This window comes from Psychrobacillus sp. NPDC096623 (assembly GCF_044762655.1).
GTDB lineage: Bacteria > Bacillota > Bacilli > Bacillales_A > Planococcaceae > Psychrobacillus.
This window is the reverse complement of record NZ_JBIWER010000001.1, coordinates 95,397-111,914: the sequence shown is the minus strand read 5'-3', so window position 1 is coordinate 111,914 and position 16,518 is coordinate 95,397. Positions and strand designations below refer to the sequence as shown.

The 16,518-nt window shown below is 37.5% G+C and carries 13 protein-coding genes; all 13 read left to right on the top strand.

Translation table 11 applies throughout. The annotated features are described in order from the left end of the window. Positions 1-30 precede the first annotated feature (30 nt). The 13 genes from ACIQX2_RS00550 to ACIQX2_RS00490 all read left to right on the top strand — a co-directional run bounded on the left by ACIQX2_RS00550 (position 31) and on the right by ACIQX2_RS00490 (position 15,987). Entirely contained in the window at positions 31-4,344 is a 4,314-nt protein-coding gene (locus ACIQX2_RS00550; protein WP_402845899.1) for a PolC-type DNA polymerase III, read from the top strand. A 134-nt stretch (positions 4,345-4,478) separates the two neighbouring features. Continuing rightward, positions 4,479-4,958: a ribosome maturation factor RimP gene (gene rimP, locus ACIQX2_RS00545; RefSeq protein WP_402845897.1), complete on the top strand. Its 480-nt coding sequence runs from the start codon at positions 4,479-4,481 to the stop codon at positions 4,956-4,958. Positions 4,959-4,980: 22 nt separating this feature from the next. After that, positions 4,981-6,114 (top strand): transcription termination factor NusA, encoded by a 1,134-nt coding sequence (gene nusA, locus ACIQX2_RS00540; RefSeq protein ID WP_093060174.1) that lies wholly within the window; start codon positions 4,981-4,983, stop codon positions 6,112-6,114. A 19-nt stretch (positions 6,115-6,133) separates the two neighbouring features. After that, complete coding sequence (gene rnpM, locus ACIQX2_RS00535) at positions 6,134-6,412, top strand: RNase P modulator RnpM (protein WP_093060176.1); 279 nt, start codon at positions 6,134-6,136, stop codon at positions 6,410-6,412. Further along, positions 6,409-6,729 carry a YlxQ family RNA-binding protein gene (locus ACIQX2_RS00530; protein WP_402845894.1) on the top strand — a complete coding sequence of 107 codons (321 nt, stop codon included), beginning with the start codon at positions 6,409-6,411 and terminating at the stop codon, positions 6,727-6,729. The genes rnpM and ACIQX2_RS00530 overlap by 4 nt, the downstream gene beginning before the upstream one ends. Positions 6,730-6,733: 4 nt before the next feature. Continuing rightward, positions 6,734-9,154 (top strand): translation initiation factor IF-2, encoded by a 2,421-nt coding sequence (infB, locus tag ACIQX2_RS00525; protein ID WP_402845892.1) that lies wholly within the window; start codon positions 6,734-6,736, stop codon positions 9,152-9,154. Beyond that, positions 9,154-9,432, top strand: coding sequence for a DUF503 domain-containing protein (locus ACIQX2_RS00520; RefSeq protein WP_402845891.1), 279 nt, complete (start codon positions 9,154-9,156; stop codon positions 9,430-9,432). Before infB ends, ACIQX2_RS00520 begins: the two co-directional genes overlap by 1 nt. Positions 9,433-9,453: 21 nt before the next feature. Beyond that, complete coding sequence (gene rbfA, locus ACIQX2_RS00515; RefSeq protein ID WP_269921274.1) at positions 9,454-9,795, top strand: 30S ribosome-binding factor RbfA; 342 nt, start codon at positions 9,454-9,456, stop codon at positions 9,793-9,795. Between the two features lie 69 nt (positions 9,796-9,864). Then, positions 9,865-10,785, top strand: coding sequence for a tRNA pseudouridine(55) synthase TruB (gene truB / locus ACIQX2_RS00510; protein WP_402845888.1), 921 nt, complete (start codon positions 9,865-9,867; stop codon positions 10,783-10,785). A gap of 1 nt (position 10,786) precedes the next feature. Continuing rightward, positions 10,787-11,743, top strand: coding sequence for a riboflavin biosynthesis protein RibF (ribF, locus tag ACIQX2_RS00505; protein ID WP_402845886.1), 957 nt, complete (start codon positions 10,787-10,789; stop codon positions 11,741-11,743). 376 nt (positions 11,744-12,119) lie between these two features. Next, positions 12,120-12,389 carry a 30S ribosomal protein S15 gene (gene rpsO, locus ACIQX2_RS00500; protein ID WP_090562453.1) on the top strand — a complete coding sequence of 90 codons (270 nt, stop codon included), beginning with the start codon at positions 12,120-12,122 and terminating at the stop codon, positions 12,387-12,389. Between the two features lie 153 nt (positions 12,390-12,542). Continuing rightward, entirely contained in the window at positions 12,543-14,663 is a 2,121-nt protein-coding gene (gene pnp / locus ACIQX2_RS00495; RefSeq protein WP_402845883.1) for a polyribonucleotide nucleotidyltransferase, read from the top strand. Positions 14,664-14,757: 94 nt separating this feature from the next. Then, positions 14,758-15,987, top strand: a complete 1,230-nt coding sequence (locus ACIQX2_RS00490) for a M16 family metallopeptidase (RefSeq protein ID WP_402845881.1) — start codon at positions 14,758-14,760, stop codon at positions 15,985-15,987. The last annotated feature ends 531 nt before the right edge of the window (positions 15,988-16,518 follow it).

The following is a 16,518-nucleotide window of genomic DNA, read 5'->3' as shown; positions in this document are numbered from 1 at the left end:
GAGCCTTAAGTTATAGGAGGGATACGAGCTATGGACGACGGGAAAATGAGAATGCATTTGTTGCTTCAACAACTGGAGTTAACAGAGGATTCATTTGTAAAGCACTTTGAACATGCATCCATCGATCGATTCACTGTACATAAGAAAAATAGACAATGGGATTTTAAAATTCAACTACAGGCGATACTTCCAATAGATGTCTTTACGATTTTCCAAACACGGCTAATAGAAAAGTTTTCAGGTATAGCTAATATATTGTTAACTATTCAATGTGAGGGAAAAGATGTTTCACAAGAGTTGATCAATCAATATTGGCCGTTAGTTCTTAAAGAATTAAGTGATATGGCTCCACCTTTAAAAGACCGCTTGTTAAAACAACAGCCAGAATGGAACGGTCAGATGATTCATTTAACGTGTGGGCAGGAAATTGAATTACGAACGTTTAAAAAGAAATATATCGAACAATTATCAGATGTTTATGTAGGTTTTGGATTTCCGAAAATTGCATTCGACTTCCGGTTAGTAGAGGATACTGAAGCAATAGCACAAGCTCAATTAGAATTTTTAGAACAGCGTCGATTAGAAGAAGAAATGCTTGGACAAAAAGCGTTAGAAGATATGCAAAAACGAGACCAAAATAGACAGGAAAATGGCAATCAAAATACTGATGGACCATTCCAACTTGGAGTCCCGCTTAAAAAAGACGAGCCTATTATTGATATTAAAACTATCCAGGATGAAGAACGTAGAGTAACGATTGAAGGCTTCGTATTCGATGTAGAGATTAAAGAATTACGAAGTGGTCGCTCACTATTAACTGCGAAAGTAACAGATTATACAGATTCCATATTAGTGAAGATGTTCTCTAGAGATAAAGAAGATGCCCAAATGATGGAAAGACTTCAAAAGGGAATGTGGATAAAGGTTAGAGGTTCCGTTCAAAATGATACGTTTGTTCGTGATTTAATCATCATGGCACAAGATATGAATGAAATAAATCCGGTAGTCCGATTAGATACTGCAAAAGAAAAACGAGTAGAATTACATCTTCATACACCAATGAGTCAAATGGATGCAGTTTCCTCTGTTTCCTCACTTGTTTCGCAAGCTGCTAAGTGGGGCCATCAGGCAATTGCTATTACAGATCATGCCAATTTACAGTCATTCCCGGAGGCCTATGCAGCGGGTAAAAAGAATGGTATTAAAATTCTTTATGGTTTAGAAGCGAATCTAGTTCATGATGGTGTTCCTATTGCTTATGATGAGCAGCATACTGCATTAGAAGATGCAGTATATATAGTGTTTGACGTAGAAACTACAGGTTTGTCTGCAACTTACGATAAAATAATTGAATTAGCAGCTGTAAAAATGCAAAACGGCAATATAATTGATAAATTTGAACGATTTGTAAATCCGCATCATGCACTTTCAGCAACTACGATTGAGTTAACCGGAATCACAGATGACATGGTTCGAAATGCACCTGAAATTGAGCAGGTTATTAAAGATTTTCACGAATTTATTGGGGATGGAATTATCGTTGCGCATAATGCATCATTTGATATGGGCTTCTTATATGAAGGATATCGAAGAACTGGAATAGATCATTTCAATCATCCTGTAATTGATACATTGGAGCTTGCACGTTTTTTACATCCAGAGATGAAGTCTCATCGTCTTGGTACTTTGACTAAAAAATTCAATATTGAGCTTACACAAGCCCACCGAGCAATCTTTGACTGTGAGGCAACAGGCTATTTATTACTTCATTTATTGAAAGAGGCAGAGGAACATAAAATAGAGTATCATGATGATTTTAACAAGCATATTGGACAGGGAGACTCTTATAAGCGAGCTAGACCAACCCACTGTACAATTTTAGCTAAAAATGAAATAGGGTTAAAAAACCTTTTCAAATTAGTATCACTTGCTCATACTACTACCTTCCATCGTGTACCAAGATTAAAGAGATCCGTGTTACAAAAGCATAGAGAAGGTCTTATCATTGGATCAGGCTGCGATAAAGGAGAGGTTTTTGAAGGTCTCATGCAAAAACCATTAGAGCAAGTAGAAGAGATTGCTCAGTTCTATGATTATTTAGAAATCCATCCAAAAGAAGTATACGCTCATTTAATCGAGGCAGAATTAGTTAGAGACGAATGGAATTTAGAAGACATTATCCGTAAAATGATTAAACTCGGAAAAAAATTAAATCTGCCAGTGGTAGCTACTGGAAATGTACATTACTTGCATGAAAATGATGCTATTTTTAGAAAAATATTAGTAAACTCACAAGGCGGAGCTAATCCATTAAATCGTCATGGACTTCCTAAAGTACATTTCCGTACGACAAATGAAATGTTAGATGCCTTTGCATTTCTTGGTGAAGACTTAGCAAAAGAAATTGTAGTCACTAACTCTCAGAAAATAGCTGACTCACTTGAAGAAATTAAACCTATTAAAGATGATTTATATACACCTAAGATTGAAGGAGCGGATGAGGAGGTAAGATCTCTTACTTATTCTAAAGCAAAAGAAATCTATGGCGAAGAGTTACCCGAAATAGTAGAAGCACGAATTGAAAAGGAACTAACGTCCATAATTGGTCATGGGTTTGCGGTAATTTATTTAATTTCACATAAATTAGTTAAAAAATCATTGGATGATGGCTATTTAGTTGGATCACGGGGATCAGTAGGTTCCTCTCTTGTAGCGACAATGACAGAAATTACAGAGGTAAACCCGTTACCACCTCATTATGTATGTCCAAGCTGTCAGCATTCAGAATTTTTCCAAGATGGGTCAGTAGGTTCTGGATTTGACTTACCAAACAAAAATTGTATTAAATGTGATACTCCTTATGTAAAAGATGGACAAGATATACCGTTTGAAACTTTCTTAGGGTTCAAAGGGGATAAAGTTCCCGATATAGATTTAAACTTTAGTGGTGAGTATCAACCTATTGCGCATAACTATACAAAGGAACTATTCGGAGAGGATTATGTATTTCGTGCTGGTACAATTGGAACCGTTGCAGAAAAAACAGCTTATGGATATGTCAGAGGATATATGAATGATAATAATATGGCTCTTCGCGGTGCAGAAATCGATCGATTAGTGCAGGGTTGTACCGGAGTTAAGCGAACAACTGGTCAGCATCCAGGTGGTATTATCGTTGTTCCCGACTATATGGATATATTTGACTTTACACCTATACAGTTCCCTGCAGATGCGCAAGACTCAGAGTGGAAAACAACCCATTTCGACTTTCATTCTATCCATGATAATTTACTAAAACTCGATATTCTGGGGCATGATGATCCTACAGTTATTCGTATGCTGCAGGATTTATCGGGTATTGATCCAAAAACAATTCCAACAGATGATCCAGAAGTGATGAAAATATTTAGTGGAACAGCATCTTTAGGTGTAACGGAAGAGCAAATTGACTGTAAAACAGGGACATTGGGTATTCCGGAGTTTGGTACTCGCTTTGTTCGACAAATGCTTGAGGAGACAAAACCTTCGACTTTCTCTGAGTTAGTTCAGATTTCTGGTTTATCGCATGGAACAGATGTATGGCTTGGAAATGCTCAAGAACTAATCCAAGCTGGAACTTGTCAGCTTTCTGATGTAATTGGATGTCGTGATGATATTATGGTTTATTTAATCTATCAAGGGCTAGATCCTTCCTTGGCATTTAAAATTATGGAGTCTGTTCGGAAAGGGAAAGGGCTAACTCCAGAATTTGAAGCAGAGATGAAGAAACAAGGAGTAGCCAATTGGTATATTGAATCCTGTAAAAAAATAAAATATATGTTTCCAAAAGCCCATGCTGCCGCTTATGTATTAATGGCGGTTCGTATTGCATACTTTAAAGTGCATTATCCCATACTATACTACGCAGCGTACCTTACAGTAAGAGCTTCTGATTTTGATCTGATCTCTATGGTAAACGGATCTCAAACAATCCGAGCTAAATTAGACGAAATCAATGCTAAGGGACTAGAAGCATCTCCAAAGGAAAAAAACTTGTTGACAGTTTTAGAAATTGCATTAGAAATGACTGAACGGGGCATTAAAATGCAAAAAGTAGATTTATACAAATCCCATGCCAATGAATTTAAAATTGAAGGCAATACGTTAATTCCGCCTTTTAACTCGATACCAGGATTAGGTACAAATGTTGCTTTCCAAATAGCTAAAGCAAGAGAAGATGGTGAATTTTTATCGAAGGAAGACCTTCAACAAAGAGGTAAAGTATCGAAGACAATCATCGAATATATGGATACGATGGGCTGTTTAGAGGGTTTACCAGATGCCAATCAGCTTTCGCTGTTTTAGTAGGAAATTTGCAAGGCTACATGATGTATGGTAATATAAAACTACCAATGTTTCATAGTTCTGTGACGAAAGAGTGGGATTTCCCGCTCTTTTCTGTTGTTATATAGAAAATCATTGTTATGTAGGAGGCTAATATGAGTAACATTACAAGTAAAATTGAAGAACTTCTATCGCCTATTTTGCAAGAGTTAAATTTAGATCTTGTAGATATTGAATATGTTAAAGAAGGTCGAGATTGGTTTTTACGTATTTATATCGATAATCCGACTGGCGGTATAGATATTGAACAATGCGCTCAAGTTAGTGAAAAACTAAGTGAAAAGTTAGATGTAGAAGACCCAATATCAGAAAATTACTTTTTAGAGGTTTCTTCTCCTGGAGCAGAACGACCTTTGAAAAAGGATGCGGACTTCACGAACGCAATTGGTAAGTATGTTTATATCAAAACTTATGAGCCGGTGAATGGGGCGAAGGAATTTGAAGGGACATTACTTTCTTATTCAATTGAGGAAGGCGCATTAATCGAAGTGCGAGTAAAAACTAGAAGAGTAAAAATTCAAATTGAAAAAGAGAAAATTGCGCTGGCTCGTTTAGCAATCGATTTCTCAGCATAACGTATATGGAGGAGTGAAAGTAGTGAGTAGTGAATTATTAGATGCGTTAACTGCGCTCGAACAACAAAAGGGAATTTCAAGAGATGTTTTAATAGAAGCAATAGAAGCTGCTTTAGTAACTGCCTACAAAAGAAATTTTAACCAAGCCCAAAATGTTCGTGTCGACATTAACTTAGCTACTGGTACTATGCTTGTTTATTCAAGAAAAGATGTAGTAGAAGATGTTTCAGACGACCGTTTGCAAATTTCGTTAGAAGATGCGCAAGTGATAAACCCGCACTATGCAATTGGTGATGTAGTAGAAGAGGAAGTAACCCCACGGAATTTCGGTCGTATTGCAGCTCAAACAGCAAAACAAGTTGTAACTCAGCGTGTACGCGAAGCTGAACGTGGTCTTATCTACGAAGAATATGTGGATCGAGAAGATGATATCGTAAACGGAATTGTTGAACGATTAGATGCACGAAATATATATGTGGGATTAGGAAAAGTGGAGGCAGTACTGCCTGCAAATGAGCAGATTCAAACAGAGACATACCGACCACATGAACGTATTAAAGTATATATTACGAAAGTAGAACGCACTACACGTGGACCACAAGTATTCGTTTCTAGAACACACCCAGGTTTACTTCGTCGCTTGTTTGAAATGGAAGTACCAGAAATCTTTGAAGGTATAGTAGAGATTAAGTCAATTGCTCGTGAAGCAGGAGATCGCTCGAAGATTTCAGTTTTTGCACATAATGATGAAATCGATCCAGTCGGCTCATGTGTTGGTGCAAAGGGAGCTCGAGTTCAAACGATTGTCAATGAGTTAAGTGGAGAGAAAATTGACATAGTTGAATGGTCAGAAGATCCAGTGGTGTTTGTTGCAAATGCGCTTAGTCCTTCTAAAGTAATCGACGTTCAAGTAAATGAGGAAGAAAAATCTACAACTGTTGTAGTACCTGACTATCAACTATCTCTTGCAATAGGTAAAAGAGGTCAAAATGCTCGTCTTGCAGCTAAACTAACTGGTTGGAAGATTGATATTAAAAGTGAAACAGATGCAAGAGAACTTGGAATTTATCCAAATGAAAATTCGCCACAGCTTATAATTGAAAATTTGGACGAAGAGGAATTGGATGATTTCGATTTTTATAAAGACGAAGAATAAGCAAGGATGGTGATTTTTAATGGCGGTTCAAAAGAAAATACCGTTACGTAAATGTGTTGCAACTGGTGAAATGTTTCCGAAAAAAGAAATGATTCGTATAGTCCGTTCGAAAGAAGGAGAAGTTTCGATTGATTTGACTGGAAAAAAATCAGGTCGTGGAGCTTATGTATCTAAATCTATCGAAGCGGTAAACCAAGCGAAAAAGAAAAATTCATTAGGCACTCATTTAGAAGCACCAATTCCAAATGAAATTTATGATCAGTTAATCGTCGTAATTGAGAGAGAAAAACTCAAATGACAATAGAAGAACAAATATCTAATCTACTAGGTTTAGCGACTCGAGCAAGAAAAACGATAACTGGTGAAGAACTTGTAGTAAAAGAAATTAGAAGTCAAAAGGCAAAACTAGTGGTTTTATCAAATGACGCTTCTAAAAATACAGCAAAAAAAATCAATGATAAATGTGCATCTTTTAACGTTGAGCTGCATGTCTTTGGAGACCGGCACGATCTCGGACATGCGACGGGAAAAGAGGCCAGAGTGGCAGTTGCCATTATGGATGACGGTTTCGCTAAAAAACTGTCCGGCCTTCTCAACGAATATAACCGGGGGTGAGCTAATGACTAAAATCAGAGTTCATGAATATGCGAAACAAATAGATAAATCGAGTAAAGAAGTTATTGAGCAACTAGGAAAGTTGAATATTCAAGTAACGAATCATATGTCTACACTTGAAGGAGAAGCAATCCAAAAGCTGGATGGTATTTATAAAAAATCATCACAACAATCAGCAAAACCTGCTCAATCATCAGCAAAACCAGCACAACAGAATCAATCATCAAGACCTGCCAATCAAGGTCAACAACAAAGACCGGCCTCACAAGGACAGTCAAGACCGTCTAACCAAGGTCAACAACAAAGACCAGCCTCACAAGGACAATCAAGACCATCTAACCAAGGTCAACAAAGACCAACATCCGGGGGTCAGTCAAGACCATCTAATCAAGGCCAACAGAGACCAGCATCTGGTGGACAGTCAAGACCGTCTAACCAATCGAATACAAAACCTGCTTCATCTGGTAGTAATACGCAAGGAAGCAGTACGCAAGGAACAAATAATCAACCTAAAAAAACATTTACTAATAACAAAGCTCCAGGTGGTGCTTATCGTCCGGGGGGCCAAAACCGTCCAGGTGGCAATAGACCAGGTCAAAAATTCCAAAAACGTAGAAAAGGTCCTACTACACCTGTTCAACCACCAGTACCAAGAAAAGAACGTGAACTTCCTGCGAAGATTACATTTACCGATTCTTTAACTGTTTTAGAACTTTCGAAAAAAATTGGGCGTGAACCGGCAGAGATTATCAAAAAATTATTCTTACTTGGCGTAATGGCAACAATAAACCAAGTTTTAGATAAGGATGCAATCGAACTTATTTGTGCAGACTATGGTGTAGAAGTGGAAGAAGAAATTCGAATCGATATTACTGATTTAGAAGTTCATTTCGATCCAACTCCAGAAGATAGTAACAATCAAACAGAGCGTCCACCAGTTGTTACAATTATGGGGCACGTAGACCATGGTAAAACAACACTTCTTGACTCTATTCGTCATACAAAAGTAACTGCTGGGGAAGCAGGCGGTATTACCCAACATATCGGTGCCTACCAAATAGTGGATAATGATAAAAAGATTACGTTCTTAGATACACCAGGACATGCTGCATTTACTACAATGCGTGCACGTGGTGCGAAAATTACGGATATCACAATTCTTGTAGTTGCAGCAGATGATGGTGTAATGCCTCAAACTGTAGAAGCGATAAACCATGCTAAAGCTGCTGAGGTACCTATTATTGTTGCAGTAAACAAAATGGATAAACCGTCTGCAAACCCTGACCGTGTTATGCAAGAGTTAACAGAGCATGGTTTAGTTCCTGAAGCATGGGGTGGAGACACAATCTTCGTACCAATTTCAGCACTAAAAGGGGAAGGAATCGATAACCTTTTAGAAATGGTTCTACTTGTTTCTGAAGTTGGAGAATTAAGAGCAAATCCAAAGCGTCTTGCTTTGGGAACTGTTATTGAAGCTCAACTTGACAAAGGTCGAGGTTCTGTCGCTACATTACTAGTTCAAGATGGTACGTTAAAAGTCGGAGATCCTATCGTTGTTGGTCATGCATTCGGTCGCGTAAGAGCAATGGTTAATGATCTTGGTCGTCGTGTGAAAGAGGCAGGTCCATCTACACCAGTAGAAATTACTGGCTTAAATGAAGTGCCACAAGCTGGAGATCGCTTTGTTGTATTTGAAGATGAAAAAACTGCTCGTCAAGTTGGCGAATCTCGTGCTTCAGAAGCACAAGTTACTCAACGCTCAGAAAAAACTCGTGTGACATTAGACAATTTATTTGATCAAATGAAACAAGGGGAAATGAAAGAGTTAAACTTAATCGTAAAAGCAGACGTTCAAGGTACTGTTGAAGCGATGGCTGCATCCCTTATGAAAATTGATGTTGAAGGTGTTAATGTTCGCATCATTCATACTGGAGCTGGAGCTATCACGGAATCAGATATTAGCTTGGCTGCTGCATCGAATGCAATCGTCATCGGATTTAACGTACGTCCAGACACAAATGCAAAACGTATGGCCGATCAAGAAGGCGTAGATATCCGTCTACACCGTATTATTTATAAAGTAATTGAAGAAATCGAATTCGCTATGAAGGGATTACTTGACCCTGAATTCCAAGAGAAAATTATCGGTCAAGCTGAAGTACGTGAAACATTCAAAGTATCAAAAGTTGGTACGATTGCTGGTTCATATGTTACGGAAGGTAAAATTTCAAGAGATAGTGGAGTTCGTGTAATTCGCGATGGAATCGTTATTTTTGAAGGCGAATTAGATACTTTAAAACGCTTCAAGGATGATGCAAAAGAAGTTGCTAAAGGATACGAATGTGGAATCACGATTAAAAACTTTAATGATGTTAAAGAGGGCGATATCGTAGAAGCGTTCATCATGGAAGAAATTAAACGATAATGATTGTATATGCAGACTGCGAATTTCTCATTCCCACTGCACATTCTTTAAAAGAAAAACGAGCAGTCCTTCAACGAATGCTCACAAGAACAAAGCAAAAGTATAATGTTTCTATTTCAGAATTGGATCATCAAAATACGTGGCAGCGTACTACTATTGGAATCGTTGCAATTGCATCTCAAAAAGATGCAGCTGAGCGAGAGCTAATGAACGCGATCCGCTTCTTGGAATCCAATCCTGAATGGGAATGTATTAATATTAATAAAGAATATTTATAAAGAAAATGAGGTGTAGCGATCATGTCAATGCGTGCTAACCGAGTTGCTGAGCAAATGAAAAAAGAGTTGGGCGAGATCATCGGACGTAAGTTAAAAGATCCACGTATCGGTTTTATCACAGTTACAGATGTAGCTGTTACTGGTGATTTACAACAAGCGACTATTTACATCACTGTCCTTGATGGAAACCGAGCAGATACTTTAAAAGCTTTAGAAAAAGCTAAAGGATTTATTCGTTCTGAAATAGGGCAGCGCATTCGCTTGCGTATCACGCCTGAACTTATTTTTGAATATGATGAGTCTGCAGCATATGGAAATCGTATAGATGATTTATTAAGACAAATTAATAAACCATCTGAGTAATAAAACAAAAAGAAGTCTGCTTATTTACTGAAGCAGACTTCTTTGTTATATATACCGGGGGTGAACGGCATGTACGAAGGGATATTACCTTTATGGAAAGAAAAAGGAATGACCTCACATGATTGTGTATTTAAACTTAGAAAAATATTGAAGATGAAACGAATTGGTCACACTGGAACACTGGATCCTAGTGTGGAAGGAGTTTTACCTATTTGTTTAGGACAGGCTACAAAAGTATCGGAATATATTATGGATCAAGGAAAAATATATGTGGCCACTATTTCTATAGGTACATCTACTACAACTGAAGATGCAGATGGTGATATCGTAGTAAATGACTCCACTTCAAAATCTTTTTCTCGTGAACTGATTTTAGAAGTGCTAGCAGAGTTGACTGGAGAAATTACTCAAATTCCTCCTATGTATTCAGCGGTGAAAGTGAATGGTAAGAAACTTTACGAATATGCTCGTGAAGGGAAAGAGGTTGAACGTCCAAGTAGGAAAGTAATGATTCACAATATTAATTTATTGGATGAAGCTGCTACTTTTTCGGGGCAGGAAGTTACGTTCAACATAGAAATTGAATGTGGAAAAGGAACCTATATACGTACACTTGCAGTTCAAATTGGAGAACTTCTTGGATATCCCGCACATATGTCATCACTAGTCAGAACAGCTTCAGGAAGTTTCACTCGAGAGCAATGTTTAACTTTAGCTGATGTGCAAAATGCAGTAGAAGAACAAACATTGATAGATACTTTATTACCCTTAAAAAGTGCATTGTCTGCTTGGCCAACACTTGAGGTAAATGAAGAAAACGAAAAGAGTATTACCAATGGACAAGTAGTGGAAGTACATCCATTGTTGATGGAAAACGAGAAAATAGTATACGAAATGTTAGGAGATCCGATTGCAGTTTATATTAAACATCCAACAAAAAGTGGTATGATGAAACCAGAAAAAATGTTTTCATCTACAAAAGGAGATTAATATGGACATCTATCACTTATCTTACCCCAACCATTTATTTACAAACGATAAAAATGATGCATACTCTTTAGCAATCGGTTTCTTCGACGGAGTGCATAAAGGGCATCAAGCAGTTATAAAAAATGCGCTCGAAAAAGGGAAAGAGATGAATATCAAAACTGCAGTAATGACCTTCGATCCCCATCCTTCATTAGTACTTGGTGGCAGAAAAGAGAAAGTCTTTTATATTACCCCACTTCAAGAAAAAATGAATATTTTGAAAAGCTTTGGAGTAGATGCGGTTTTTGTTGTTCGGTTTACTTCTGATTTTGCAAAGCTTACTCCGGAAAAATTCATCGAGTTTTTTATAAACCAGACGAATGTAAAACATGTTACTGCCGGCTTTGACTTTTCTTTTGGTGCTTTTGGAAAAGGTACGATGAAAGATATGGACCTTCTATCCGAGGGTAAATATACAGTATCAGTAGTAGGCAAAAAAGAGCTACATGGTGGTAAGATTAGCTCTACTCGTATAAGAGAAGAGCTAACAACAGGTAATATGGAGCAAGTAAGAGAATTATTAGGCAGACCCTTTCAGTTAACAGGAGTAGTTATTCATGGAGACAAAAGAGGGAGAACGATAAACTTCCCGACAGCAAATGTCGATCCAACCGAAGGACAATTTACTCCTGCAACCGGTGTATATGCAGTTAAAATTTCTGTTCAGGAAACTTGGCATGAGGGTGTTTGTAATGTAGGCTTCAAACCAACATTTAATAACCCTGAAGAGAAAAAGCTTTCTATTGAAGTACATATATTTAATTTTGAACAATCGATATATGGTGAGGAAGTAACGGTTCATTGGTATAAGCGTATCCGATCTGAACAAAAGTTCAATGGCATTGATGAATTAAAAGAGCAGATTGGAAAAGACAAACAGGTTGCAATTGATTTTTTTAAAAAAGAAGTTGAATTATAAAAGAATCGAGAGTGGGACAAAACTTTCAATTAGTTTTCCATTATAGTTGTATCCCTTTCTGCGGACTCTTTCCGGGGCACGATTCAAGCCTGTAGTCTCTCGCTCGTGTGTGTACCTGTTGCTTCGCTATCGGTACAGTAAAAATTTGCTGTTCCCAGGAGTAACCGCCACTGATTTTAAAATAGAATCTTTCATAGTTTACTTCATTTTTTATAAGAGTGATTAAAAGCTCTTTATTACTAATTAGTTGCTTCACTAAACTTTTTATGATAATCTTTATAAGTACAATACCGTACTTAACCTTTCCTTGGCTTTTTCGATTCTCCAACGATTGCTCAGGACTAGGGGATAACTAGAATTTTAGGAGGAAAACAACATGGCAATTACACAAGAACGCAAAAATGAATTAATCGCTGAGTACAGAACTCACGAAAGTGACACTGGATCTGCTGATATTCAAATCGCAATTCTTACAGAAGAGATTAACTCTTTAAACGAACATTTACGTACTCATAAGAAAGATCACCACTCACGTCGTGGTCTATTCAAAATGGTTGGACGTCGCCGTAACTTATTAAAATACTTACGTGAAAACGAAGTATCACGTTACCGTGATCTAATCGCAAAACTTGGTTTACGTCGATAAGATTTTTCAGGAAAGCGGGATTTATCCCGCTTTTTCTTTTGCATAAAAAACTTCGCATAGTTTAGAGATTTTTGATACACTACTTATGATACATATACACTTTATATACCCTTTTTTAAAGGAGTTTTTGAAGTCGAGAGGAGTCCAGATTACATGAGTGAAAAGAAAGTATTTACGTATGAATGGGCAGGACGCCCGCTGCAAGTAGAAATAGGACAACTTGCAAAACAAGCGAACGGAGCAGTACTTGTAAGATATGGTGATACATCAGTATTATCTGTAGCAACTGCATCTAAAAACCCTAAGAATTTAGATTTCTTCCCGTTGACAGTGAACTATGAGGAAAAATTATATGCTGTAGGTAAAATTCCAGGTGGATTTATTAAACGTGAAGGTCGTCCTTCGGAACGAGCAATCTTAACTAGTCGTTTAATTGACCGTCCAATTCGTCCGCTATTTCCAGATGGTTTCCGTAACGAGGTTCAAGTTATTTCAATCGTAATGTCTGTTGATCAAAACTGTTCATCTGAAATGGCTGCAATGCTAGGTTCATCTTTAGCGCTAAGCGTTTCTGATATTCCATTTGACGGCCCGATTGCTGGAGCACAAGTAGGATTGATCGGTGAAGAACTAATTATTAACCCAACAGTTGAGCAAATGGAAAAGAGTATTTTAGATCTTACCGTTGCTGGAACGAAAGATGCGATCAACATGGTTGAAGCTGGAGCAAAAGAAGTTTCAGAGGAAACGGTGCTTGAAGCAATTATGTTCGGACATAATGAAATTATCAAATTAATCGAATTCCAAGAAAAAGTTGTAGCTGAAGTTGGAAAAGCGAAAAAAGATATTCCTCTTTTTGAGTTAGATAAAGAGCTTTTCGAAGAAGTGAAGAGCATTTGTGAAGCTAAACTTGTACAAGCAATTCAAGTTCAAGAAAAACACGCTCGCGAAGATGCTATTACTGAAGTAAAAACAGAAGTTATGGAACAATATACAGAAAAAGAAGCAACTGACGAAACGTTAAAGCAAGTGCGTGAAATTTTAGATGCAATGGTAAAAGATGAAGTTCGTCGTTTGATTACAGAGGACAAAATCCGTCCTGATGGTCGTGGAGTAGCGGAAATTCGTCCTCTATCATCAGAAGTTGGCGTTTTACCTCGAACACATGGTTCTGGACTGTTTACACGTGGTCAAACACAAGCTTTAAGTGTATGTACTTTAGGACCTCTTGGTGATGTTCAAATTATTGACGGTATTGGTCTAGAGGAAACAAAACGCTTCATGCATCATTATAACTTCCCACAATTTAGTGTTGGAGAAACAGGACCTATTCGTGCTCCAGGTCGTCGTGAAATTGGTCATGGTGCTTTAGGAGAGCGTGCTCTAGAAGCAGTTATTCCGGATGAAGCAGATTTCCCGTATACTCTTCGCTTAGTAGCGGAAGTATTAGAATCGAATGGTTCTACTTCACAAGCTAGTATTTGTGCATCTACTCTAGCTATGATGGATGCAGGGGTTCCTTTAAAAGCACCAGTTGCTGGTATTGCTATGGGGCTTGTGAAAAAAGGTGAAAACTACACTATTTTAACGGATATTCAAGGGATGGAAGATCATCTTGGAGATATGGACTTTAAGGTAGCAGGTACGTCTAAAGGAATTACAGCACTTCAAATGGATATTAAAATTGATGGTCTATCAAGAACAATTCTTGAAGAAGCGCTTGACCAAGCTAAAATTGGTCGTATGCAAATTTTAGAAAGTATGCTTGCAACAATTTCTGAGCCACGTGAGAAATTGTCAAAATATGCACCTAAAATTGTCGTTATCAAAATTAATCCGGATAAAATCCGCGATGTAATTGGACCAGGTGGTAAACAAATTAATAAAATCATCGATGAAACTGGCGTTAAAATTGATACCGAGCAAGATGGTACAATTTATATCGCTTCAGCTGACGAAGAGATGATTGCTCGTGCAAAAGAAATTATCGAAAACATCGTGCGAGTTGCACAAGTTGGAGAATACTACTTAGGGAAAGTTAAACGTATTGAAAAATTCGGTGCCTTCGTAGAAATATTCAATGGTAAAGATGGTTTACTGCATATTTCCGAAATTCAAGAAGAACGTACAAAAGCTGTCGAGGATGTCCTTAAATTAGGAGATGAGCTACTAGTGAAGGTAATCGAAATCGACAATCAAGGTCGTGTAAACTTATCTCGTAAAGTAGTTATCAAAGAAGAAAAAGAACGCGCTGAACAACAAGAAAACAAATAATTAATTACATCAGCACGACATAAAAGGTTGACCGTAGTTTAAATGCTACGGCAACCTTTTTAAATAGCTGAATAGAATAAACAGAGGTGCTAATTTGATAAACAAAATTACATGCAAGAATGGGCTTCGAATTGTATCTGAACATATACCATATGTACGTTCTGTTGCTGTGGGGATCTGGGTGCAAGCAGGGTCAAGATATGAACTGCCTGAAGAAAATGGCTTAACTCATTTCATTGAGCATATGTTATTTAAAGGTACTGAAACTAGAACAGCGAAACAAATCGCAGAGGAATTCGATCGTATTGGTGGGAATATCAATGCCTTCACATCTAAAGAAAATACGTGCTATTATGCAAAAGTGTTAGATCATCATGCAGAACATGCAGTAGACATATTAGCAGATATGTTTTTCCATTCTCAATTTGATGCAAACGAAATTGAGAAGGAAAGACAGGTTGTTCTAGAAGAGATTAATATGGTAGAGGACACTCCAGATGATATAGTCCACGAATATTTATGGCAAGCGATGTATGAAGAAAATCCTTTAGGTGCTCCTATACTTGGAACAGAGGAAACTTTAAATAGTTTTACAAAAGAAACGATTTTGGCTTACATGAAAAAACATTATACACCAGAAAATGTTGTTATTTCTGTCGCAGGTAATATTCCCGAAGGATTACTACAGCATATTGAAGAATTATTTAGCCGTTTGGACAATGAAATCAATGAGAAAATAGAAGTGACAACGCCGATTTTGAAGCCAGTACATGTGGAAAACTTCAGAGATACAGAGCAAGCACATCTGTGTTTAGCTTATCCAAGCTTGAGTGTAAAAGCAGATAATATATATAGTTTAGTTGTGATGAATAATATTTTGGGTGGTAGTATGTCCTCTAGACTCTTCCAGGAGATCAGAGAAGAAAAAGGGCTAGCTTACTCCATCTATTCTTATCATTCTTCTTATGAAGATACAGGAGCACTTGCTATTTATGGGGGGACTTCCAGCAAACAATTAGAGGAATTAACAGATTCTATTCAGAAAACCATCCAAAACGTACTTGAAAAGGGGTTTACTGAAACTGAAGTCTCTAATGCAAAAGAGCAATTAAAAGGTAACTTACTCCTTGGATTAGAGAGCTCCAATGCTCGAATGAGCCGTAATGGCAAAAATGAATTACTCTACGGTGAACATCGTTCATTAGATGAAGTAAGTGAATCAATTGATGAAGTCACATTACAATCAGTAATGGAACTTGCCGCAGAGACATTTTCACATAAACCAGCTATATCCATCATCAAACCAAAAGTCGATCATAACTGATCGGCTTTTTTTAATAGATAAAGTAAATATAATATTCCATTAACACTGGGTTCATGGTTCAAGATAATTATTAAATAAGTAATACTACTGATTTCCGTTTCAGGTGGACGCTTTTCGCGGGGTGAACGATGAGCCATCACAGTCGCTAACGCGTCGCTGTGATGTCACACCTGTCTCACTCATCCCGCCGAAGTCGCCACCTTTCACTACAATCAATAAAATGAGTAGTACTCCCCAATTAGATTGGCAAAGCGTATCACTTAGGTATAAATAGTAGTCAAAGTAAACATAGATAGTGCTAAAACTGAGAGACAGAAGCTATAGGATTACCGATAAAGGGGGAAGTTGGGACATAACAGGTAAGTATTTAAATTTAAAAATCTGGAATCATTCACTTGATCTCACGTTTTTTTTCTTTAATTTTTTAGAAAATAGACCATATTAGAATCTTCATATTCTGGTTGTTTGAAGTGAAGTCAGCGACTCCTGGGGAACAGCACGAGCGAGAGACTACAGGCTCGAGCCGTGCCC